The organism is Massilia sp. R2A-15 (assembly GCF_030704305.1).
Classification (GTDB): Bacteria; Pseudomonadota; Gammaproteobacteria; order Burkholderiales; family Burkholderiaceae_D; genus JAFCUW01.
This window is the reverse complement of sequence record NZ_CP131935.1, coordinates 60,424-82,238: the sequence shown is the minus strand read 5'-3', so window position 1 is coordinate 82,238 and position 21,815 is coordinate 60,424. Positions and strand designations below refer to the sequence as shown.

The window sequence follows — 21,815 nt, the reverse complement described above, 5'->3', positions numbered from 1 at the left end:
CGATCATGAAGTGTACTTCGCTTGTTGCTGCGTACGCTTGACTGGAGGTTGCACGGGTTCATCCAGAGCAAAAGAAGCTCCCAACACCGTCCACTGTATAATCCCTTCGATTGGCGCAGGGATTCGTCCGATGCATCCCGCCAGTCAAGCAGCACCTCGCGCGACCGGAAAGGTCCCATTGAAATATCTCCCCCGTAAGACCACTGGACCGCATGTCCTTCTACATCGGTTGTACGCCCGCACGGGCTCATGCACCACGACGCCGCCAAAATTCACCGCCCCCGTCGCCAAGGACCGCGCGGCGCAGGCGTATCCGATCCTCAGCATCAGGATCAAGAACGAACACGACGTCTTCGCCTCGCGGCAGCGCGCGAAACAGATCGCGGCCTTGCTGGGGTTCGCGATGCTGGACCAATCGCGCATTTCGACCGTGGTCTCCGAACTGGCGCGCAATGTCTTTCAGTATGCGGGGACGGGCGCCGTGGCTTTCTCAATCGTGCAGCCGGGCGCGATCCAACAGCTGGTGGTGACGGTGCGCGATGAGGGACCAGGCATTGCCGATCTCGATGCGATCATCGAAGGCCGCTACCGCTCCGCCGCCGGACTGGGCGTGGGCATTCTTTCGGCGCGCCGGCTAATGGACCGCTTCGAAATTAAGACCGAGGCTGACGTCGGCACGGAAATCATCGCCGCCAAGACCCTGCCGGCAAACGCGGCGCGCGTCAGCGATCGCACCATCGAAACACTATTGGCGCAACTGGGAGAACTGCCCAACAACCTGGCGCTGTCCGACGCGCGACAGCACAATCGCGAACTCGAGACGGCGCTCGGCGATCTGCACACGCGCCAGGAAGAATTGATGATCGTCTCGGCGCGCCTCGAAGAGACCAACCAGCGCATCGAAACGGTCAACGCGGTGCTGGCGCAGAAAGCGCGCATGCTGGTGGCGGCCGACGACAGCAAGAACGAGTTCATGTCGATCCTCAGCCACGAGCTGCGCGGCCCCTTGTCCGCCGCCGGCATGGCGGCGCAGGTGCTGCTGGCCGGCCCCTCCGCGGAGCGCGCGGCGCAGGTCGGGAAGATCGTCGCGCGCCAGGTCGGGCACATGACGCGCCTGGTCGAAGACCTGCTCGATATTTCGCGCATCAGCCGCGGCCAGGTGCTGATCGAACGCGCCGCCATCGACGTCAATGAGGTCATCAACGATGCGATCGAACAGGTCACGCCATTTGCGGGCCGCAAGGATCATACCCTCCACATTGCCATCCCTTCGACGCCATCGATCGTGCACGGCGATCGCACGCGCTTGCTCCAGGTGGTGGGCAACCTGCTGACCAACGCCGTTCGCTATACCCCGGAGGGCGGCCGCATCTCGCTGAACCTCCAGGTGATCGACCGCGTCGTGGTCATCACGGTCGCCGACAACGGCATCGGCATTGCGCCGGACCTGATGCCGAACCTGTTCGAACTGTACGTCCAGGCGGAGCGGCCGAAAAACGGTCGAGAAGGCGGACTCGGACTCGGCCTGGCGCTGGTCCGGAACTTGGTGGAAGCGCACGATGGCACCGTGACTGCCGAAAGCGCCGGCGTCGATCGCGGAAGCTCGTTTTCGGTGCGCCTGCCGATGCCCACACTCTGAGCTGCGAAGCTGGTTACGGCGGCCCAGCGAAGACTGCGGTCGAATACGGCGCCAGCACCTGCCATCCGAGGCGCTCGTACAGCGCCCTTCCCTCCGCGGTCGCGACCAGCAGCCGTTCGACCACGCCGGCTTCTGCCGCCAGGGCGTCCAGTTCGCGCATCAAAGCGCTGCCCAGCCCCTTGCGGCGATGGGGCGCGAGCGTTTCGATGCGGTCGAAGATCGCCGTTCCCTGATTCAGCACGACATACCCTGAAGCCGCCGCCTGGCCATCCGCGTCGGCGATGCGCACAACGCCCACGCCGTTTTCCTTTCCCACGAAAGCGCGGTAACCAGGTGGAAGCGCGCCCCGCCTCTCCATCGCCGAAGGACAGCTCATCACATAGCGCGCAGCGTCAAGTTGCCAGTGCGCGGGCAGCGCGCGCCGCATGGCGTCCGCATCGACCGCGGCCTTCAGGTGGATGAAAGGAGCGTGGATGCGCGCCGCGCATTCCTGCAGCGCGCGGCCGGCATCGACGAACACGTGGCGGCGCAGCTGATCCGGCCAGCCGACTTCGACCACCAGTCCGCCGCCGGCGCGCGCAGGCAGCGGCAGTCCCCGCGACAAGCTCCATCCCGCCAGCCAGCGTTCGAGCAGATCCAGGTCGACGCTCATGGTTCGCCTCCTTCGTCGCTGCTTATTGAACGCTGGCTGAACGAACCTGCACCAGTTTCTCGCGCGCCGATCCCATGAAAATCACGTACGCGGTCAGGGCAATCTCGAACCCGTACGCCACGCGCTCGGCGATCAGCAGCGCGTTCGGACCGGCGGCAAATTCGATGTTCGAGTAGATTTTGCACAGGTTCAGCACCATGTGCAGGACGATGACAAGCCACAGGCTGCCCGTGCCATAGCGCACCGCCGCGAACATCGCACCGGACAGGCAGGTCGCCGCCGCCCACCACATCGCGTGATTCCAGTTGCCGTCCATGAAGCCATGCATCAGGTGCATGGCGCCGAACAGGACACCGGAGATCACGATGGCCTGCCAGCGCGGAAGGCTCAGCAGGATCGCGAATATGACGCCGCGGAACAGCAGTTCCTCGCCAAACGCGTTGATGAACTGGATCAGCACTTCGGGAGCGAACGGATGCTGGTCGTTCGCATGAAAGCCCATCGACGCGAACAGGACGCACAGCAGCATGCTGGCGAAGAAGACGTGGCCAGGCCGCGCCTTGCTCCATTCAAGGCCGACCTGGCGCCACAGCCCGAGCGCCTGCGCCATCGCCAGCGGAAAAATCACGGTGGACGCGAAGGCCACCAGTTTGACCTTGCCGAAAGCGGCCGCGGGCGCGAAGGCGATTCCCGCCTGGATGATGAGTCCCGTGATCAGGAACTGGAGGCCGGCGCACAGCACGGCGGCAAGGACGGGACGCTGTGCTGCAATTTGACGGAGGGACATGATCTTCACCTTATTGTTGTAATTGATGAGCGATATTTTGTCTGCACGCGCCGTTTTTTTCCCGCGATGTGCGACAGATTGCAGAATTGAAGGAATGGGCCGTCGATGGCATGGCATTTTCCAAAACCAGCGCCAGCGGCCATAATCGTCATTCCGAATTCGATGGAGTCCACCATGATCGTGCGTGACCGCCCTTCCGGGCTGCGGCTGTTCCTGACGATGCGCGGCTCGATCCTGGGGCGGATCTGGAAAAGCCTGCTGGTGACCACGCTGCTGGCGATCGCCGTGACCTGGACCGGCGGCGCGCTGCTGCACCACAAAATCACGCTCACCACGATTCCCTTCACACTGATGGGATTACCGCTGGCGATTTTCCTCGGCTTTCGCAACAACTCCGCCTACGACCGATATTGGGAAGGACGAAAGCTGTGGGGGGATGTGGTGCTCAAAAGCCGCAATCTCGCGCGGCAGTGCCTGAGCCTGATCGACACCGGCGTGCCGGTCGAATGCGCGCTGACCGATGTTCGCGCGCGCATGATCTACCGGGCCATCGCCTACGCCCACGCGCTGCGCCACCGCCTGCGCGAGACCAGCGCCGCCGGGGATCTGAAGCCCCTGCTGGCGGCGGGCGAGTGGGAGGATTTGCAGAAGGCGTCGAACCAGCCACATTTCCTCATGATCCGGATGGGCGCGGACCTGCGCGACTGCATCCGCGCCGGCCAGGTGGACAGTTGCCTGGCCGCGTCGATCGACACGACCATGTCGGGACTCGTCGGCTCGGGCGCCGCGTGCGAGCGCATCAAGAACACGCCCATCCCGTTTTCGTACACCCTGCTGCTGCACCGCACGGCCTACCTGTACTGCTTCCTGCTTCCGTTCGGCCTGGTGGACACGATAGGCTTCATGACGCCGTTCGTGGTGGCGATCGTGGCGTACACCTTCTTTGGGCTGGACGCGCTGGGCGACGAGATCGAGGAACCGTTCGGGGCCGCCGCCAACGACCTGGCGCTCGATGCGGTCTGCCGCACCATCGAGATTGACTTGCGCGAAGCGCTAGGCGACCCCGACGTGCCGGCGCCGCTGAAGCCGGTGGATTACTTCCTGTCGTGATACCGGGGCCTGGTCCTGCAGGCCTGGCCCCATTTTGCCTCTACCACATCAGATCATCGGGGATCTGGAATGCGGCGTACGGATCGTCCTCCTCCACCGCGGTGCTGGCCTTCTTGACCCGCACCACCAGCGCAGGATCGCGCTCTTCGATCTTGTCGGCGATAACCCGCGGCACCAGCTCGGTGGTGTCGCCGAGGCGCACGATCACCAGGCGCCCTGCCTTCAGGTGCTCCTGCACCGCCGCCGACACATAGATCCGCTCGATTTTGGTGCCGTGGGTGAAGTTGTAGGCGATGTCGCCTGCGCCCTTGCTCTGGCGGTTCTTCTGCACCATCTGCGCGATTTGCGCGGCGATCGCCTTCTGATTGGCGGCCGCGTCGCGCTGGGCATTCGCTTCGCGCGCGCGCTCGGCGTTCTTGCGCTGCATCTCGAGGGCGGCCAGGCGCGACTCCTCGACGGTCTGCGTGCCGGTGCGCCGCTCGACCTTCTTCTGCTTGCTCTTTTCCTGGTTGGCCTGCTTTACCTTGTTCTTGTCGACCAAGCCGGCTTTCAGGAACTGCTCTTGTAACGAAACCATTTTGCTACTCCGTGATTGGATTTTCCGACAGCATAGCAAAAGATGGCGGCTACACCAGGGTCTGACCCCGCGGGGTCAGACCCCAGACCCACGGTCCGAGTTACCAGAAGATGACGCGCTGCTCCGGCGCCAGGTACATCTTGTCGCCCGGCTTGACGTCGAAGGCCTCATAGAAGCCCGGGTGGTTGCGCAGGCTGCCGTTGACGCGGAATTCGGCGGGCGAATGCGGGTCCGACTTCACTTGCGCGATCAGCGCCGGATCGCGCGCCTTGCCGCGGCGCGCCTGGGCCAGCCCCATGAACAGGCGCTGTTCGGCCGTGAAGCCGTCGATCACCGGCGCCGGCTTGCCGTGCAGGGAGATCTTGTAGGCGCGCGTGGCCATGATGGCGCCGGCATTGTCGGCGATGTTTTCGCCCAGCGTCAGCTCGCCGTTCAGGGTGTAGCCAGGCAGCGGGCTGTAGGCGCCGTACTGATTCACCAGCACCTTGCCGCGCGCGGCGAACTGCTTGCGGTCTTCGTCGCTCCACCAGTTGCGCAGGTTGCCGTCGCCGTCGAACTGCGCGCCCTGGTCGTCGAACGCATGGCTGATCTCATGGCCGATCGAGATGCCGACCGCGCCGTAGTTGATCGCCGGCTCGGCGTTCGCATCGTAGAGCGGCGATTGCAGTCGCGCCGCCGGGAACACCACTTCGTTCATCTCCGGATTGTAGTAGGCGTTGACGGTTTGCGGCGTCATGCCCCACTCGTCGCGGTCGACCGGCTTGCCCAGCTTGTTGATGTCGAAATGGTGCGCGAACTCGCGCGCGCGCATCACGTTGCCGACCACGTCGTCGCGCGCGATCGCCAGCGCCGAGTAGTCGCGCCAGCGGTTCGGGTAGCCGACCTTGACCTTGATCTTGGAAAGCTTCACCTGCGCCTGCTTCTTGGTCGCCTCGGTCATCCAGTCCAGCGTCTCGATGCCTTCCTTGAACGCGGCCAGGAAGTTCTGCACCATCGTTTCGACCTGCTGCTTGCGCTCGGCCGGGAAGTGATGCTCGACGTAGGCCTTGCCGACCACTTCGCCCAGCGAACGATTGACTTCGGCGATCGCGCGCTTCTGCAGCGGACGATTGACCTTGGCGCCCGACAGCACCGCGCCGCGGAACGCGAAGCTCTCGTCGACGAACGGCTGCGACAGGTACGGCGCGTAGGCGCTGATCAGGCGGAATTCGAAGTAGGACTTCCACGCATCGAGCGGCGTCGCCTTCACGACGGCGTCGAGGCGTTGCAGGTAGGTCGGCTGGCTGACGATCAGCGAATCGACCTTGCCAGCCACGCCGGCGCCCTTGAGGTAAGCGGTCCAGTCGATGCTCGGCGCCAGCGCCTTCAGCTGCGCGATGCTGACCTTGTTGTAGGCCTTGACGGGATCGCGGTTCTCGACCGCGCTCCATTGCGCTTTCGCGATGTCGGTCTCGAGCGCGACGATCTGCGCCGCTTCGGCGGCGGCGTTGGCGTGGCCGGCCAGCGCCAGCATCTTCTCCACGTGCGCCTGGTACTTGGCGCGGGTGTCGGCCAGCTTGGCGTCGTCCGGCGTGATGTAGTAGTCGCGGTTCGGCATGCCCAGGCCCGACTGCGCGATATCGACGACGTAGCGGGTCGATGCCTTGTTATCCTGGTGGACGCCCATCTCGAACGGAGCGCCCACGCCGATCTTGCCGAAGCGGGCGGCCAGCGCGCCGAGCTCCTTCTTGTCGCGCAGCGCCGCCACGCGGCCCAGCTCCGCTTTCAACGGCGCCAGGCCTAGTTCATTGCGGCGCTGCTCGTTCATGTAGCTGGCGTAGAAATCGCCCATCTTCTGGGCGTCGGAGCCGGCCTTCTTGTTCTTGTCCTGGTCCGCCTGCTCGATCAGCGTGCGGATCTGGGTTTCCACCGTGTCCTGCGCGATGTTGAAGGCGCCCCAGCTCGCGCGGTCCGACGGGATCTCGACGTCCTGCAGCCACTTGCCCTGCGAGTAGCGGAAGAAATCGTCCTGCGAGCGCACGCTGCGGTCGATCGACGCCACATCGACGCCGGAAATCGGCGCGGCGGCGCTGGCCGCGACGGTCGCCGACGGAGCGGCCGCATTGGCGTACGCCATGCCGGCCAGCAGGCCCGCGATCACGCTGCTGCACAAAGTTCGTTTCATTATATTTTCTCCAATATGATTCAAGGCCGGGCACCCCCAGCTTGCAAGGCAGGCACTGTAGCGGATCGCGCACCAGCCCGCCAGTTTGGCGCGACAGAGTGCAGTTTTGTGGGAACAGGCGGATCGGAGGGCGGGGTCTGGTGCTGCGGAGCGACGGGGACGCCGAGTCCCCATGTTGCTGTTACGTCGCACTTCGAGATGGGGTCATGTCCGCAGGACCAGACCCCCACTCCACTCTTACTTGCGCTGCGCCGCGCTCTCGTCCCGCTTGGCGCGGAATTCGGAATCCTGCGACCAGTTCGGCCACGCCTTGGAATTGGCGAGGTCCGCGCCGAGCGCGTACAGGATCTCCAGGTCGCGCGCCATGCCGGTGAAGCTCCACTTCGCGCTCCACTCGTCCGACGGTTGATGGTAGTGATTGGTCGTGTAGCCTTCGATCCAGGCCTTGCCGGCCTTGACCCCGCCATCGACCCAGTCGTTCCCGGACCCGAACGAAATCGCCGGCACGCCTTGCCTGGCCATCGGGAAGTGGTCCGACCGGAAGAAGTAGCCCGCTTCCGGCTTCGGATCGGGCGAATACACCAGGTTCCACTGCTTCGCCTTCGCCGTCAGCTGGTCGAGCAGGTCCAGCTTCGCATTACCCGAGATGGTGAAGTTGCGCGACGGCCCTTCCGGATTCAGCCCATCCATGTTGATCATGGCCGCGGTCGCGGCCAGCGGATACAGCGGATTGGACGCATAGTATTCCGATCCGAGCAGGCCCTTTTCTTCCGCCGTCACCGCCAGGAACACCACGCTGCGCTGCGGCGCCGGCTGCTTCGCGAAGCCGCGCGCCAGTTCCAGCAAGGCCGCCACGCCGGTGCCGTTGTCGATCGCGCCGTTGTAGATCCTGTCGCCCTTCGCATCGGGCAGGCCAACGCCGAGGTGATCCCAGTGCGCGCTGTACAGCACGTACTCGTTCGGGCGCTCGCTACCTTCGCGCAGCGCCGCCACGTTCTTCGACTTGATCACCTGCGCATCGACCGCGTAGTGCGCCGACAGCGTCACGCCTTTCAGCTCCACCGGCTTGAAGTCGCGGCTTTGCGCCTGCTTCTTGGCGGCGTCGAAATCGAGGCCGGCGCGCTTGAACAGATCGGCGGCCGCATCGCGCTGGATCCACGCTTCCATCGCGCCGTGCGCCTTGGCAGGCTCCTTGCGCACGATGTCGTACATGACGTTGGTGTTGGAGTTCTTCACCGTCGCCCAGCCGTACGAGGCCGGCGCCGTTTCGTGCACGATGATCGTGCCGAGTGCGCCGCGCCGCGCCATCTCTTCGTATTTATAGGTCCAGCGGCCGTAATAGGTCATCGCCTTGCCGCCGAATTCGCCCTCGCCCGTTTCGAAATCGGGGTCGTTGATCAGCACCACCGCCAGCTTGCCCCTCAGGTCGGCGCCCTTGAAATCGTCCCACTTGCGCTCCGGCGCCGTGACGCCGTAACCGACGAACACCAGCGGCGCGTTCTTGAAGTCGACCATGCGTTCGCCGTTCATCGCCGCGCGCACGGCCATCTCGGCGCCCTGCGTGTACGACTGGCTGCGCTTGCCGTCGTTGACGGTCAGCTTGACCGGTCCCTTGATCTCGAACCGGCCCAGCGGCACGTCCTGGGTCCAGCCGCGCTTGCCGTCGACCAGCTCGCCGCCCGGCTTGAGGCCTGCCGCCTTGAACTGCGCGATCAGGTAGGCGACGGTCTTGGTTTCGCCCGCGGTGTGCGGTCCGCGGCCCTCGAATTCATCCGAGGCCAGGACCTTGACGTCCTGCGACAGGCGGTGGGGGTCGAACCTGGGCGCGTCGGCGGCGCCGGCGCTGGCCGCGGCACAGGCAAGAAGAACGAGGGTGGCGTTTTTCAAAAGGTGTCTCCGATTAAAATTGGGTGCACACAGTATCTTCGTTGGCGCCTCAGCCGTCAAACTAGAAAAAAGGGATGTCCCAGGCGCGATTCGCACAAATAAAACCCGCCCATATGTTTCCGGCTGGATTAACATGTTACTATTAAGTAATAGATAACGAGTCGCCGAATAAGCCTTTATATCGACGACAACAGTGCGGACCGCGCTTCAGGATATTGCGCGGCGCGTGGACCAACGGGACAGAAATATCCATGAAAAATCCAGGTTCACACTGGATGCGCCGCTATGTGCTGGCCATCGAGTGGTTCATTCCGCCAGCGGCGCGGCGCTCGCCCGAGTTGCTCAGCCGCGCGCAGAATGTGGTCAACGCCGCGCTGATGGCGGCGCTGTCCGGGCCGTTCTACGCGCTGCTCTACTATCTCCTCGGATTCCCCGTCGCCACCGTCGAAATCCTCGCCTGCTGCGCCTTCATGTTCGCCGCGCCCTTCCTGCTGCGCGCGCGCGGCAGCATCTTCCTGGCGCGCGAGATGTTCGTCAGCGCCGCCTTCTTCAATTTCGTCTGGCTCAGCTACCACCTGGGCGGCGTCAGCGCGCCGACCACCAGCTGGCTCATCACCCCGCCCGTGGCGGCGATGCTCATTGGCGGCATCGGCACCGCGATGTTCTGGCTGGCCATGAGCTGCGCGGCAATCATCGCGCTGCACGTGCTGCCGCTGATGGGCGTGGCGCTGCCGCCAGTGCCGGTCGAGAACATGGCGCTGCTGCGCATCCTGTGCGAACTGGGACTGTTCGTGATCGTCGTGAGCTTCGTGCTGCTGTTCGAAGTGACCAAGACGCAGGGCTTCGTCAAGCTCGAAAAGGCGCTCGACTACATCAACGCGCTGGCCATCCGCGACGAGCTCACGGGCAGCCATAACCGGCGCCACCTGCTCGAACTGATCGAACGCGAGCAGCACCGCAGCGCGCGCGCCGGCCGGCCGTTCTGCGTCTGCCTGCTCGATATCGACTTCTTCAAGCGCGTCAACGACACCTACGGCCACTCGGCCGGCGACACCGTGCTGCGTACGTTTGCCCACGCCGTCGCGGCGCAGGTGCGCGACATCGACTCGTTCGGGCGCTACGGCGGCGAAGAGTTCCTGCTGATGCTGCCCGAGACCCGGCTCGATGCCGCCTGCCTGCTGGTCGAACGCATCCGCGCGCACGTCGAAACGCTGGCGTTCCCCGATATCCGCGAAGAGCTTTGCCTGTCGGTGTCGATCGGCGTGGCCCAATACCGCGACGGCGAAACGATCGCGCAGATGATCGCGCGCGCCGACGAGGCGCTGTACCTGGCCAAGTCCGGCGGGCGCAATCGCGTGGTCTGCAACAGCGGCCACCTCGCCGTCCGCGCGGGAAGGACCGCCCCCGAATTCGTCATCTGAGCCGCGCCCTCGGCTAGAATGACCGGCTGGAACTGCCGGAGAAGGCCGATCGATGACGCGCCCGAACAAACTGCAATCGCTGCTGCTGGCCGAGCTGCGCCATTTGACTGCCTTCCATCCCAGCGACCGCGTATGGCAGATGCCGTTCGCCGCGGCGCTCGCGTCCGGCTTGCCCTTGCTGATCGGCGCCTGGTTCGACCACATGGCGTACGGACTGGCGTCGTCGCTCGGCGGCCTGGTGTTCCTCTACCTGCCCGCCACCCCGCTGCACCACCGGATGGTCGCGGTGATGGCCTCGTCGTTCGCGCTGACCGGGTGCTACACGCTCGGCGTGATGAGCCATTTCTTGCCCTGGTCGATGATGCCGGTGCTGGTGTTCACCGCGATCATGGCGACCATGGCCTGCCGCTTCTACGGCGTGGGCCCGCCGGGCAGCCTGTTCTTCATCATGGCCGCGGCGATCGGCGCCTACTCCCCGCTCGATGTGATGCAGCTGCCGACCTTCGTCGGCCTGGTCGCCCTCGGTTGCCTGCTGGCCTGCCTGGTCGGCTTCTTCTACAGCCTGTTCATGCTGCGCCGCCACCCGCCCAAGCCCGTGGAGCCGCTGCCGCAGCCCGGCTTCGACTTCCTCGTGGTGGACTCGGTGGTGATCGGCCTGTTCGTGGGGATCTCGCTGGCGCTCGCGCAGGCGTTCCGGCTGGAGAAGGCTTACTGGGTGCCGGTCAGCTGCCTGGCGGTGATCCAGGGCCAGTCGCTGCGCGCGGTATGGAACCGGCAGCTGCACCGTGTGACCGGCACCGCCATCGGGCTGCTGCTCGCCTGGGCGATCCTGCTGCTGCCGCTCGATAAATGGACGGTCTCGCTGGCCATGATGGCGCTCGCCTTCATCGTCGAAATGACCGTCGTGCGCAACTACGGTGTCGCCGCCATCTTCATCACGCCGCTGACGATCCTGCTGGTCGAAGCGGCCACGCTCGGCCAGGGCAAGGCGCACGCGCTGATCCAGGCGCGCTTCTTCGATACGGTGCTGGGCTGCTCGGTGGGCTTCGCCGGCGCCGTCTGCCTGCACAGCCCGCGCTTTCGCGCAGTCGCCGCGGCGATGCTGCGCCGGCTCGTGCCCTGAGCCGCTCTATTGCCTTGCGCCCTCTTCCGTGGGACGATGCGCTCCTGACTTTTTCGGGAGTGCGCAATGCGATTCGGCGGCAAACTGGTTTTCCTGGCGGCGTTCATCAGCGCCGGCGCGGTGGCGCAAACGGCGTCTCCCGAAGTGCGCAAGTTCATCCGCTTCGACCAGCCGCTGATCGCGCTGGCCGACGTGACGGTGATCGACGGCACCGGCGCCCCGGCCCGTGAACACCGCACGGTCATCCTGAAGAACGGCCGCATCGAGGCCATCACCGACGCCGCGCAGGCGCCGCCGGCCGGCGCCCATGTGATCGACCTGGCGGGACGCAGCGTGATGCCTGGCCTGGTCGGCATGCACAACCACCTGATGTACACCGCGTCGATCAACATGGACGAAGACGACAAGATCCCGCCGCCCGGCTTCTTCGTCACCGAGCTGGCGTTCAGCGCACCGCGCATGTACCTGGCGGCCGGCGTGACCACCATGCGCACCACCGGCAGCATCGAACCGTACACCGACCTGAATATCCGCCGCATGATCGATGCGCAGCAGATCCCCGGGCCACACATCGACGTCACCGGCCCCTACCTGGAAGGCCGCGACAGCTTCTTCCCGCAACTGGCCCTGATGGAAGAAACCGGCCAGGTGCGCAAGACCGTCGCGTTCTGGGCCGGCCAGGGCATGACCTCGTTCAAGGCCTACATGAACATCTCGGCGCCGGTGCTGGGCGCGGCGATCGACGAGGCGCACAAGCACGGCACCAAGGTGACCGGCCACCTGTGCGCGGTGGACTGGCGCCAGGCCGCGGCGCTCGGCATCGACAACCTCGAACACGGCCCCATCTTCACCGACAGCGAATTCGTCTCCAACCGCAAGAAGGACGTGTGCCCGTCCGGCGCCGCGATTGCCGCGTCGTGGGAGTCGCGCGACCTGGCCAGCGAACCGGTGCAGGCGCTGATCCGCGACCTGGTCGCGCGCAAGGTCGCCGTCACGTCCACGCTGCCGGTGTTCGAGTCGTTCGTCGCAACCCGGCCGCTGCTGTCGCGCCGGCAGATGGCGATGATGTCGTCCGAATCGCTGCGCAGCCATCTGGCGGCGCGCGCCGCTGCCGCCACCGCGCCCGAGCGCGCGGCGAAGGCGGAAGCGGCGTTGAAAAAGGAGATGGCGTTCGAACTGGCGTTCGTGCGCGCGGGCGGCCTGCTGCTGGCCGGCCCCGACCCGACCGGCAACGGCGGCGTGCTGCCCGGCTTCGGCGACCAGCGCGAACTGCAGCTGCTGGTGGAAGCGGGCTTCACGCCGGTCGAAGCGATCCGCATCGCCACCGCCAACGGCGCGCGCTACCTGGGCCGGCTGGACCGCATCGGCACCATCGAGCCGGGCAAGCAGGCCGACATCGTGGTGCTAAAGGGCGATCCGTCCCGCCGCATCGCCGACGTCGAGAACGTCGAAATCGTCTTCAAGGACGGCGTCGGCTACGACCCGGCGAAGCTCAACGCATCGGTGCGCGGGATGGTCGGCATCCGCTAGCGGCCGCATGCCGGGGTCTGGTCCTGCGGACCTGACCCCATTTTCAGCGCAGGCGCCGCTTGCCCTGGCGTCGAATCGGAGTAGGATGAATTGTCCTCAGACCGAAACGGAGCCAATATGTCGATGCGCCAATTTCCCCGTGCCTGGATGATGTCGCTCTGCCTGGTCGCGACGGCGGCCTCGGCGCTGTCGCTGGCCGACCTGTCGAACCAGGACGCCAGCAATGGCCTCAAGGCCGCGCTGGAAAAAGGCTCGCTGGCGGCCGTGGCCAAGCTCGGCGTCGAGAACGGTTTCCTGAATAACGACAAGGTAAAGATCGGCCTGCCCGGGCCGCTCGAGAAAGCGCGCCCCCTGCTCAAGATGACCGGGCGCGGCCAGCAGCTCGACGATCTTGTGGTGGCGATGAACCATGCGGCAGAGGCTGCGGTTCCGCTGGCCAAGCCGATGCTGCTAGACGCCGTACGGTCGATGTCGGTGACCGACGCCAAAAATATCCTGACCGGCGGCGACACCTCGGTGACCGATTTCTTCCGCGCCAAGACGGCGCCCCAGCTCACCGTCAAATTCCTGCCGGTGGTGAAGAAGGTCACCGACCGCTCCGACCTGTCGGCCAAGTACAACGGCGTCATGCGCCAGGCCGGGCCGCTCGGCGTCGGCGGGCAGCAGGCGACGGTCGAGGACTACGTCACCCAGCGCGCGCTCGATGGCCTGTTCACCATGATCGGCGAAGAAGAGAAGGCGATCCGGCGCGACCCGATCGGCAGCGGCAGCAAGATCATCGGCAAGGTGTTCGGCGCGCTGCGCTAGCCGCCCCCGCAGGCAGTCCGAGGGCGGCCCAGTGCAGCGATAGTTGAGAGGCCAAACCAAAATGGGGTCAGGTCCGCCGGACCTGACCCCGGCCCTTGGTCTGCGGCTTGAACTATGTCGCAGGCAGGCCCAGTGCCGCGAAGTGCAGCACCCATTGCCGCTTCGGGTCCACGCCGATCAGCGCCGCGGCCTCGTCGTCGTAAAACGCACCCACCGGGCACGCCGCCAGCCCGTGCGCGACCGCACCCAGCAACCAGCGTTCGCCCACCATGCCCGCTTCCAAGTAGCCCTGCCGATAGCCGCGCGCGCCCTCTCCCAGCATCGGCGCGCGCTCGGCCGACAGCACCAGCACCACCGCCGCGCCGCCAATGACTTCCTGCGACAGCGCGGCCGACTGCGCCGCGGCCGAAAAGTCGCCCGCGCGCACGCGTTCGAGCGCGTGACGCGCGAGATAGCGGTAGACGCCGGGCTCCAGGCCGTCCACGCGGTTGACGACAATGTGGATGCGAACCGCGTCCGACAGCTGCGGCGGCTGCGCCATGCCGGCCAGAATAGCCGACAGCGCGGCGAGCGGCACCGGGCCGGCATGGAAGCGGCGCTGGCTGCGGCGCTCGCCGATCGCACGCCGCAGCGGCATGGCGGCCGGCCGCGGCGCCGGCAGCGCGATCGCATTATCAGCGTCCCGGTCCGCGGCCAAGCGCAGCGATGTCGCCTGCTGCACCGCGCCCCTCACGCCAAGCGCGCCAGGCGCCCCGGCCGTCGTCCCCACCAGGCGCGGCGCCGGCGCCCGCGCTTCGCCGCGCCGCAAGGCCATCGCCGCCAGCACGCCCTCCTCCACGCCGTCCACGCCCACCGCGCGCGCCAGCTGCGCCTCGTCGAAGCGCGCGACCGGCTCCGCCTGCATCCCCGCCGCGCGGCCAGCGAGGCGCAGGTTCTCCAGAAGGTGGCCGGTGTCGGCTGTCACGTAACGGTAGGCGCGGTCGCGGTACTTGTAGCCGGTGCGGCGAAACACGGAGGTGGCGACGATGGTGGCGTCGGCGTCCGCCAGCGCGGGCGCCGGGCCGATGGCGTCGAGGCGGTGCTGGTCGGGATCGTAGTGATACACGCCGGCCGGAAGACCATCGACCTCGCGCGCCAGCACATACAGTTCGCTCGAAAACAGCGCGCCCGAGGAAGGCGCCGCGCGCAGCGCATTGCCGCCGCGCTGCGCCGTGACGCCGGCCGACAAAAACAGGATGTCGCCCAGTTCTGCCAGCCGCAAGGGCGCCATGCGTGGCCGCACCGTGCGCAACGCCTCGCCCAGCGACGTCGATCCGACTTCATCGCGCGGCAGCGCAATGTGGCGCGCGCCGGGATAGGCCTTGAACATGGGTGGCGGCGCGCCCCAGTCGATCCCTGGCGCGCGCGCGAACACGCTGCGGCGCGAATCGGACGACAGCTCGTGATAGCGCACCATCGCGTCGGCCGCCGGCAGCGGCGCGGCGGTGTCGCCGCCCTGGCGCGTCCCGAGCAGGAACGCCGCAACCAGCGCTGCCGCCGTGACCAGCGCCTTGAACAAGCCGTCGCCGGCTGCCGACGCGTGCGCGCGCTTCGGTCCGCGGAGCCAGCGCCACGCCAGCGGGAAGTTGAACCACAGGTGAATCGAGACCAGCAGCACCGTGCAGTAGCCGAACAGGTAGTGCCAGTCGAAGACGGGCAGCTGCTGGTTGGCCACCCAGAAAATGCCCAGGCCCGCCGTGGTGAGCAGGTAGGCCATCAGCAGCAGGCTGGTTTGCACGTTGAACGACTGGCGCGACGGCAGCCGTCCGCGCGCGGCCGCCAGCGCCAGCAGCGCGCCGTACGCGATCAGCGGCGCGAGAACCCAGGCGATTTTCGGGACCATGGCCAGATGATCCCGTGGTGGACGGCGGCGCTACAGGTCGACCATCGTCTCGAAGCCGCCGTAGATCATGCGCTTGCCGTCGAACGGCATGTTCTCGGGCTTCATGACGTCGGCAAGGCGCGGGTCCTTCATCACCTTTTCGTTGATCGCATCGCGTTCCGCGCGGTTGTTATATTCGATCCAGGAGAACACCACCACTTCGCCCTCTTCCAGCTTCACGCTCTGCGGGAACGAGGTCCACTGGCCGGGTTTCACATCGTCGGCGACGCACTCGCGAAACCGCAGCGCGCCGAATTCCTTCCACACTTCCCCGCACCGCTGCGACATGGCGCGGTAGGCATCGAGCTTTTCCCTTGGCACCGGGACCACAAATCCGTCTACATATGGCATGGCGATTCTCCCTGATTGTCCGTCGATCGAATGGAGAGTCTAGGTTAGCAGCCATTGACGAAAAGGCAAGTGGCCGCTGCCGTGCGCGCGCTGGTGGAGTCAACGGTGTTTCCCTTGAGATTTTTGTAGATTGGTTGCATGATGACTTTTCATCATCTTGCTCAATCACCACGGGAAAACACCATGAAACAACTCTTCATTGCTTGTATCGCGTTGTCGATGTCCGCCGCCGCATTCGCCGCCGCACCGGCCGTCCAGACCGCGCAGCAATCCAAAATGGCGACCTGCAACGCCGACGCGGCCGGCAAGAAAGGCGACGAGCGCAAGACCTTCATGAAGGAATGCCTGAGCGCGAAACCCGCCATGACGGCGCAGCAGGAAAAAATGAAGGCCTGCAATACCGATGCCGCCGGCAAGAAAGGCGACGAGCGCAAAGCCTTCATGAAGACCTGCCTGAGCGACAAGCCAATGACGCAGCAGGAGAAAATGAAGGCCTGCAATACCGAAGCGACCGGCAAGAAAGGCGACGATCGCAAGGCCTTCATGAAGACCTGTCTGAGCGCGAAATAGTCCTCAGGGGTCTGGTCCCGCGGACCTGACCCCATCTGGCTTGCGATCATGATCAAATCCATGCTCTTCCATATACTTGGCGCCGGCCGTGCGTTGACGATTGTCCCGTCAGCGCCCGCGGCGCCTCGACAGAAACCCCACACCATCGGCGTGCATTCGAAGGTCAGCTACCTGGCCTTCCTGCCAAAGACCTACTCACCGACCGGCGCCGGGGTGCCGCTGATTATTTTCCTGCACGGGTCCGGCGAGCGCGGCACCGACCTGAACAAGGTGAAGGCGTGGGGCCCACCCGCGCTGGCGGAAAAGGATCCGGACTTCCCGTTCATGGTGGTATCGCCGCAGGCGCCCGACGGCGAATGGTTCCACGCCATCCTGCTCAAGGAAATGCTCGACGAGGTGCTGGCCAAGTACAACGTGGACCGCAGCCGGGTCTACCTGACCGGCCTGTCGATGGGAGGATACGGCGCCTGGGACCTGGCGATCCGCTATCCCCATTATTTCGCCGCGGTCGCGCCGATCTGCGGCGGCGGCAACGCCGTGATGGCGGGCGCGATGAAGCGTGTGCCGACCTGGGTGTTTCACGGTGCGAAGGACGACGCGGTGCCGGAGTCGGAATCGGCGCGCATGGTGGCCGCGCTGAAGGCGGCCGGCGGGGATGTGAAGTACACGGTGCTGCCGGATGCGGGCCACGTGGACGCCTGGGTCTACGCTTACGGTCCCGAGGCCGGGCTGTTCGACTGGTTCCTCAAGCACCGCAAATGAAGTCGCTCCTGCGCAGGCAGGAGCCTATGCTGAAGGTGAGCACACTCAGCATGGGTTCCTGCCTCCGCAGGAATGACGGGCTCTAACGTCCCATGCCCGCTTGCGCGGCGAGCGTGCCCAGCTGCCCATACAGCGGCAGGATATTCGCCTTGTCATCCGGATAAACGCGGTTCGACAGGAACACGTAGAAGGTGCGCGAGGTCGGATCGACCCACAGGATGCAGCCGGTGAAGCCGGTGTGGCCGTAGCTGCCGATCGGGAACAGCGCGCCGCGCGGGCGCGCGAACGGCGAATCGATGTCCATGCCCATGCCGCGCAACTGCGCGATGCCCGGCGGCGACTGCACCGTCGTCAGCAGCCGCACGCTCTCGCGCGACAGCACGCGCACGCCTTCCAGCTCGCCGCCGGCCAGCAGCATGCGGGCATAGCGCGCCAGGTCGTGCGCGGTGGTAAAGACGCCGGCCGATCCCGCCACGCCGCCCATCCGGCGCGAGGTCGGGTCATGCACCACGCCCTGCAGCACTTCGCCATGCTCCAGTTCCGGGTGCAGCGCCTTGTCCTCCACCTTCAGCGGCGACACGTGGGTCGGCGCGATCCGGCTCGCCGGGAACCGCGCCAGCGGCAGGTAGCCGGTGTCGGTCATCTTCAGCGGCGTGAAGATATTGCGTTGCGCGAACTCGTCGAGCGGCATGCCCGAGACCTTCTGCACCAGCTGACCCAGCAGGATGAAATTGATGTCGGAATAGCGGAACGCCGTGCCGGGCGCGTCGGTGATTTCACGCGCGCAGGCGAGCGCGTGCGCCGCCGCCTGGCCTTCCCACGCCGGCAGTGCCGGAATGCCCGCCGGCAGGCCGGAGCTGTGGGTCAGCAGGTGGCGGATCGTCATGCCGTCCTTGCCCTTGCCGCCGCATTCGGGGAAATAGCGGATCAGCGGCGCTTCGAGGTCGATCTTGCCCTGCTCGGCCAGCAGCAGGATGGACGGCGCGGTCGCAACGATCTTCGACAGTGAGGCGGCGTCGTAGATGGTGTCGGGGCGCACTTTTGGCGCATTGCTATCGTAGCTGACCGACCCGTACGCTTTCTCGTACGACTCGCCGTTGCGCTCGAGGTGGAATACCGCGCCCGGCATGCGCTTGTCGGAAATCACCGTCTCGATCGCGCGGTCGATCTCGGCGAAGCGCGCATGGTCGAGTTGCGGGCCGGCCGCGCCGGGCAGCTGGGCGCAGCCGGCGGCCAGCAGGGTGGTCGATACGCTAGCAATCATGAGCGCGCGTTTGGCAAGGTGCGTACATACAGTCATCGTGGACAGCCTGAGTTCTTCAAGCGCAATACTGTATCAGACCTGTGGTAAATTTCCGCAACCCATCACTTGCCCGCCTCCCATGAAAAAGACTTTGATCGCTTGCGCCTGCCTGTTGTTGACCGCCTGCGCCAGTCCGCCGGTACTGACCGAACGCACCCTCGCTTCCGGCGCCGAGCGCGCGCCCGAACAGCTTGCCGTCGTGTTCGACAAGGCCGACCTGGCGCTGCGCATCGAACCGTCCTCGCGCACGATCCGCGGCGACGCCACCCTGACCTTCATGGCGACGGCGCCGCTGTCGCGCTTCGTGCTCGACCTCGACAACAACTTCACCATCGACGCGGTCGCGGTCGATGGAGTGGCGGCCGCGTACAGCAATCCGGACGGCCGCCTGGCGATCACCCTGCCGCATCCGGTCGCGGCCGGCGCGCAGTTCGGCGTGCGCGTGCGCTGGCATGGCGCGCCGCACGTGGCGAAAAAGGCGCCGTGGGACGGCGGCTTCGTCTGGTCCACCACGCCGGACGGCCAGCCGTGGGTGGCCAGCGCCGTGCAGGGCGAAGGCTGCGACCTGTTCTGGCCCTGCATCGATCATCCGCAGGGCAAGGCGCGCGTGATCGATCAGCACATCACCGTGCCGGCGCCGCTGGTGGCGGCCGGCGCGGGCGTGGCGATGGGCATGGACGAAGCCGCCGGCTGGCGCACGTACCACTGGCGCGCGAAGAACCCGAGCACCTACGGCATCTCGGTGAACGTCGGCCCGTACAAGCTGCTGTCGGAGGACTACCGCAGCCGCTTCGGCAATACCATCCCGCTGCGCTTCTGGTATCTGCCGACCAGCGAAGCGAAGGCGAAGGAGCTGATGAAGGAATTCACGCTGGTGCTCGATTTTTTCGAGAGCAGCATCGGCCCCTACCCGTTCGGCGACGAAAAGATGGGCGTGGTCGAAACGCCGCACCTGGGCATGGAGCACCAGACCATCAACGCCTACGGCAACGGCTACGCCAAGACCATGTACGGCTACGACGAACTGCTGCAGCACGAGTTCGCCCACGAGTACTTCGGCAACCAGGTGACCAACGCCAACTGGGACGACATGTGGATCCACGAAGGCCTGGGCAGCTACATGCAGCCGCTGTACATGCAGTACCTGCGCGGCGACCAGGAATTTTTCTCCACCCTGATGAAGATGCGCTCGACCGTCTCCAACAAGGCGCCGATGGTGTCGGGCAAGCCGCGCGCCGAGGAAGACGTGTACGACCAGAAACGCGGCGGGCCGGGGCAGGACATCTACGTCAAGGGCGCGCTGGTGATGCACACGCTGCGCGGGCTGGTGGGCGACGAGGCGTTCTTCCGCGCGGTGCGCGAGCTGGTGTATGGTACCGATGCGCCGGCGCCGGGCAAGAATGCGCCGCGCTACGGCAGCACGCGCGAGTTCATCGGCTTCGTCAACCAGGCCAGCGGGCGCGACCTGAACTGGTTCTTCGACGTGTACATGTACCAGAAGGAGTTGCCGGAGCTGGTGGCTACCCCAAGCGACGGCAAGCTCGCGCTGCGCTGGAAGACGGAGGGCGACAAGCCGTTTCCGATGCCGGTCGACGTGCGCATCGCCGGCAAGGTCCAGACCGTCGAGATGAAGGATGGACAGGGCAGCGTGGCGCTGCCGGCGGGGGCGACATGGACGCTCGACCCGCATTCGAAGGTGCTGCGCAGGCTGCAGCATATCGAGCAGTTCCAGGAGTACGAGAAGGCGAAGAAGAAAAAGACCAGCTAGAAGTGAACAGCATAGGCTGAGCAGATACCAGACATAAACGCGTCAGATGTCGGGCAGCATCCCAAATCGGACCTTGGGGCTCGCTGAAGGGCCGAGCTCAAATTATGGTTGATGGGCGGCTCGATCGACGAAACTCGAGCAAACTGTTCGTGTAAGGCCAGATCACTCCCTTGGGAACAATACGCCTATGTTGATAAAGCGCTCCATTTCGTTGGCGCCCTTTGGGCGAAGGCCTGCAGCCTGCATCGCCGCATACCAATTCACTAGGGCGTTCTGACTTTCGCTGAGATCATCTCTCGGCGCAGCGCCTACAAATTGAACCCACAATTCAATTTCTTGAACGGTAGTTTCGCGTTTCCCAACGAGTGTTTTGGCGGTCTGGATTAGGTTGCGAGCAAGCTCTTCGTCGATCACCTCCAACGGTATTGACCAGTGCTGATTGCCAAGGCAGTCTGTGTAGAATCCAAGTTGCTTAATTTGGTCAAGAACGAAGGGGTGCTCCGCATCTTTTTCGAAGAGGGGCCGCAGATCATCAAGCTTTCTTGCCCCACTAGCTGCGAGGTCAGGCAGAATCCAAAGCGCATTCTTGTGAGTGTGCGAGCGATAGCTTTTCCAGGCTGCCGCAACTTCGTCCTTTGAGGTAGCTGTTGAGAGTTGCCTCAAAATAGATACCTTGCCCGCCTCTTCAATCGAAAGCGAAGCTAGAGAGGCAGCGGATGGAACTCGGCCTGAATTCAGCAACACCTCGGCATCCTCCACAAGACGCAGAGCATTTGCGTTGGCTGCGTTTATTCCTGCGGCGATCTCCGTGGCAGACAGTGCTCCTCGATACGCTTGAAGTTTCTTTGAAGCCATGGATTTCTAACGTGGTTGGTCAGCGGAAGCCTTTGGAATTAAGCGACGTGCTGCTGCCTGGCTTGAATGAGTTCTTAGCCCTTTGCCCGGAAGCTAAGGCTTTTCCCTGTAATGTGACGAGCCCCCAGGTAGCCGGAAAAGCTGACGCGGTGAGCAGGCGTACGCGTACCCTGCACGTTAAGGAGCCTATGCCCTTCGGTAAGAGCGTGATCGATCAGCGCCTTTTCAATCAGACCGATGCACTTCTTTGTACTCTGTCCAGGTTTCGGTGAGAACTCCCCTAGGATCAGTACCCGCCTGCCACTTGCGGCCTTCTTTATTCCGTTCATCAGGCGGGTGTTGGACCTGAAGTGCTGCCATGCACGCGCCCCGAGCTTCTCCGCTTTCCCGATGTATAGAGGACACACCTGGTTATCGAAAATTCTGGCAAACATATACACGCCTGGCAAGTCGTGCCAATCTTCTAGCCCTTCAGCCACATAGATGAGGTTCTGTCCGTCGCCGTCGAGTAAATTGATAGGCGCTTGCCACTTGACACTCAAATCCATTGATCTCTCCAAAAAGAACTAACGTCACTGCTCGGCGGCG

The 21,815-nt window shown here is 65.0% G+C and carries 19 protein-coding genes and 1 pseudogene; 10 read left to right on the top strand and 10 right to left on the bottom strand.

Translation table 11 applies throughout. From position 1 onward, the window contains the following. Positions 1-229: 229 nt before the first annotated feature. Entirely contained in the window at positions 230-1,639 is a 1,410-nt protein-coding gene (locus Q4S45_RS00345; RefSeq protein ID WP_305508090.1) for an ATP-binding protein, read from the top strand. Between the two features lie 13 nt (positions 1,640-1,652). Here the strand turns inward: Q4S45_RS00345 and Q4S45_RS00340 are convergent, their stop codons facing one another. Together Q4S45_RS00340 and Q4S45_RS00335 are read right to left on the bottom strand one after the other, a co-directional pair. Continuing rightward, the gene (locus Q4S45_RS00340) at positions 1,653-2,291 is read right to left on the bottom strand and encodes a GNAT family N-acetyltransferase (RefSeq protein ID WP_305508088.1); all 639 of its coding nucleotides are present in this window, start codon (positions 2,289-2,291) and stop codon (positions 1,653-1,655) included. Between the two features lie 22 nt (positions 2,292-2,313). Beyond that, the gene (locus Q4S45_RS00335) at positions 2,314-3,078 is read right to left on the bottom strand and encodes a CPBP family intramembrane glutamic endopeptidase (RefSeq protein ID WP_305508086.1); all 765 of its coding nucleotides are present in this window, start codon (positions 3,076-3,078) and stop codon (positions 2,314-2,316) included. Between the two features lie 174 nt (positions 3,079-3,252). On the opposite strand from Q4S45_RS00335, the gene Q4S45_RS00330 reads away from it, so the two are divergent. Next, positions 3,253-4,188: a bestrophin family protein gene (locus Q4S45_RS00330; protein ID WP_305508085.1), complete on the top strand. Its 936-nt coding sequence runs from the start codon at positions 3,253-3,255 to the stop codon at positions 4,186-4,188. A gap of 40 nt (positions 4,189-4,228) precedes the next feature. Here the strand turns inward: Q4S45_RS00330 and Q4S45_RS00325 are convergent, their stop codons facing one another. The 3 genes from Q4S45_RS00325 to Q4S45_RS00315 all read right to left on the bottom strand — a co-directional run bounded on the left by Q4S45_RS00325 (position 4,229) and on the right by Q4S45_RS00315 (position 8,816). Further along, positions 4,229-4,765 (bottom strand): DUF2058 domain-containing protein, encoded by a 537-nt coding sequence (locus Q4S45_RS00325; protein ID WP_305508083.1) that lies wholly within the window; start codon positions 4,763-4,765, stop codon positions 4,229-4,231. Between the two features lie 100 nt (positions 4,766-4,865). Continuing rightward, positions 4,866-6,929 (bottom strand): M13 family metallopeptidase, encoded by a 2,064-nt coding sequence (locus tag Q4S45_RS00320; RefSeq protein ID WP_305508082.1) that lies wholly within the window; start codon positions 6,927-6,929, stop codon positions 4,866-4,868. 237 nt (positions 6,930-7,166) lie between these two features. Continuing rightward, positions 7,167-8,816 (bottom strand): M28 family metallopeptidase, encoded by a 1,650-nt coding sequence (locus Q4S45_RS00315; protein ID WP_305508081.1) that lies wholly within the window; start codon positions 8,814-8,816, stop codon positions 7,167-7,169. Positions 8,817-9,067: 251 nt separating this feature from the next. Here Q4S45_RS00315 and Q4S45_RS00310 point away from each other — a divergent pair, with 251 nt between their 5' ends. The 4 genes from Q4S45_RS00310 to Q4S45_RS00295 all read left to right on the top strand — a co-directional run bounded on the left by Q4S45_RS00310 (position 9,068) and on the right by Q4S45_RS00295 (position 13,697). Next, entirely contained in the window at positions 9,068-10,237 is a 1,170-nt protein-coding gene (locus Q4S45_RS00310; RefSeq protein ID WP_305508080.1) for a diguanylate cyclase, read from the top strand. Positions 10,238-10,289: 52 nt separating this feature from the next. Continuing rightward, positions 10,290-11,360 (top strand): FUSC family protein, encoded by a 1,071-nt coding sequence (locus Q4S45_RS00305; protein WP_305508079.1) that lies wholly within the window; start codon positions 10,290-10,292, stop codon positions 11,358-11,360. A gap of 66 nt (positions 11,361-11,426) precedes the next feature. Next, the gene (locus Q4S45_RS00300) at positions 11,427-12,890 is read left to right on the top strand and encodes an amidohydrolase family protein (protein WP_305508078.1); all 1,464 of its coding nucleotides are present in this window, start codon (positions 11,427-11,429) and stop codon (positions 12,888-12,890) included. 117 nt (positions 12,891-13,007) lie between these two features. After that, positions 13,008-13,697, top strand: coding sequence for a DUF4197 domain-containing protein (locus tag Q4S45_RS00295; protein WP_305508077.1), 690 nt, complete (start codon positions 13,008-13,010; stop codon positions 13,695-13,697). Positions 13,698-13,809: 112 nt separating this feature from the next. On the opposite strand, the gene Q4S45_RS00290 is transcribed toward Q4S45_RS00295, so the two are convergent. Together Q4S45_RS00290 and Q4S45_RS00285 are read right to left on the bottom strand one after the other, a co-directional pair. After that, complete coding sequence (locus Q4S45_RS00290) at positions 13,810-15,579, bottom strand: SagB/ThcOx family dehydrogenase (protein ID WP_305508076.1); 1,770 nt, start codon at positions 15,577-15,579, stop codon at positions 13,810-13,812. A gap of 30 nt (positions 15,580-15,609) precedes the next feature. After that, complete coding sequence (locus Q4S45_RS00285) at positions 15,610-15,969, bottom strand: DUF1428 domain-containing protein (protein ID WP_305508075.1); 360 nt, start codon at positions 15,967-15,969, stop codon at positions 15,610-15,612. Positions 15,970-16,107: 138 nt separating this feature from the next. On the opposite strand from Q4S45_RS00285, the pseudogene Q4S45_RS23195 reads away from it, so the two are divergent. The 3 genes and pseudogenes from Q4S45_RS23195 to Q4S45_RS00275 form a co-directional block, all read left to right on the top strand. Next, positions 16,108-16,275: pseudogene (locus Q4S45_RS23195) on the top strand (PsiF family protein); the annotation flags it as partial. Between the two features lie 27 nt (positions 16,276-16,302). Then, positions 16,303-16,539 (top strand): PsiF family protein, encoded by a 237-nt coding sequence (locus tag Q4S45_RS23190; protein WP_374046120.1) that lies wholly within the window; start codon positions 16,303-16,305, stop codon positions 16,537-16,539. A gap of 60 nt (positions 16,540-16,599) precedes the next feature. After that, entirely contained in the window at positions 16,600-17,301 is a 702-nt protein-coding gene (locus tag Q4S45_RS00275) for a prolyl oligopeptidase family serine peptidase (RefSeq protein WP_305508071.1), read from the top strand. A gap of 82 nt (positions 17,302-17,383) precedes the next feature. Here the strand turns inward: Q4S45_RS00275 and Q4S45_RS00270 are convergent, their stop codons facing one another. Continuing rightward, positions 17,384-18,565: a serine hydrolase gene (locus Q4S45_RS00270; RefSeq protein ID WP_305508070.1), complete on the bottom strand. Its 1,182-nt coding sequence runs from the start codon at positions 18,563-18,565 to the stop codon at positions 17,384-17,386. A 118-nt stretch (positions 18,566-18,683) separates the two neighbouring features. Here Q4S45_RS00270 and Q4S45_RS00265 point away from each other — a divergent pair, with 118 nt between their 5' ends. Further along, positions 18,684-20,372, top strand: a complete 1,689-nt coding sequence (locus Q4S45_RS00265) for a M1 family metallopeptidase (protein WP_305508069.1) — start codon at positions 18,684-18,686, stop codon at positions 20,370-20,372. A 162-nt stretch (positions 20,373-20,534) separates the two neighbouring features. Here the strand turns inward: Q4S45_RS00265 and Q4S45_RS00260 are convergent, their stop codons facing one another. Further along, positions 20,535-21,227 (bottom strand): AbiV family abortive infection protein, encoded by a 693-nt coding sequence (locus Q4S45_RS00260; RefSeq protein ID WP_305508067.1) that lies wholly within the window; start codon positions 21,225-21,227, stop codon positions 20,535-20,537. A gap of 74 nt (positions 21,228-21,301) precedes the next feature. Beyond that, positions 21,302-21,775, bottom strand: a complete 474-nt coding sequence (locus Q4S45_RS00255) for a GIY-YIG nuclease family protein (RefSeq protein ID WP_305508065.1) — start codon at positions 21,773-21,775, stop codon at positions 21,302-21,304. Positions 21,776-21,815: the final 40 nt, after the last annotated feature.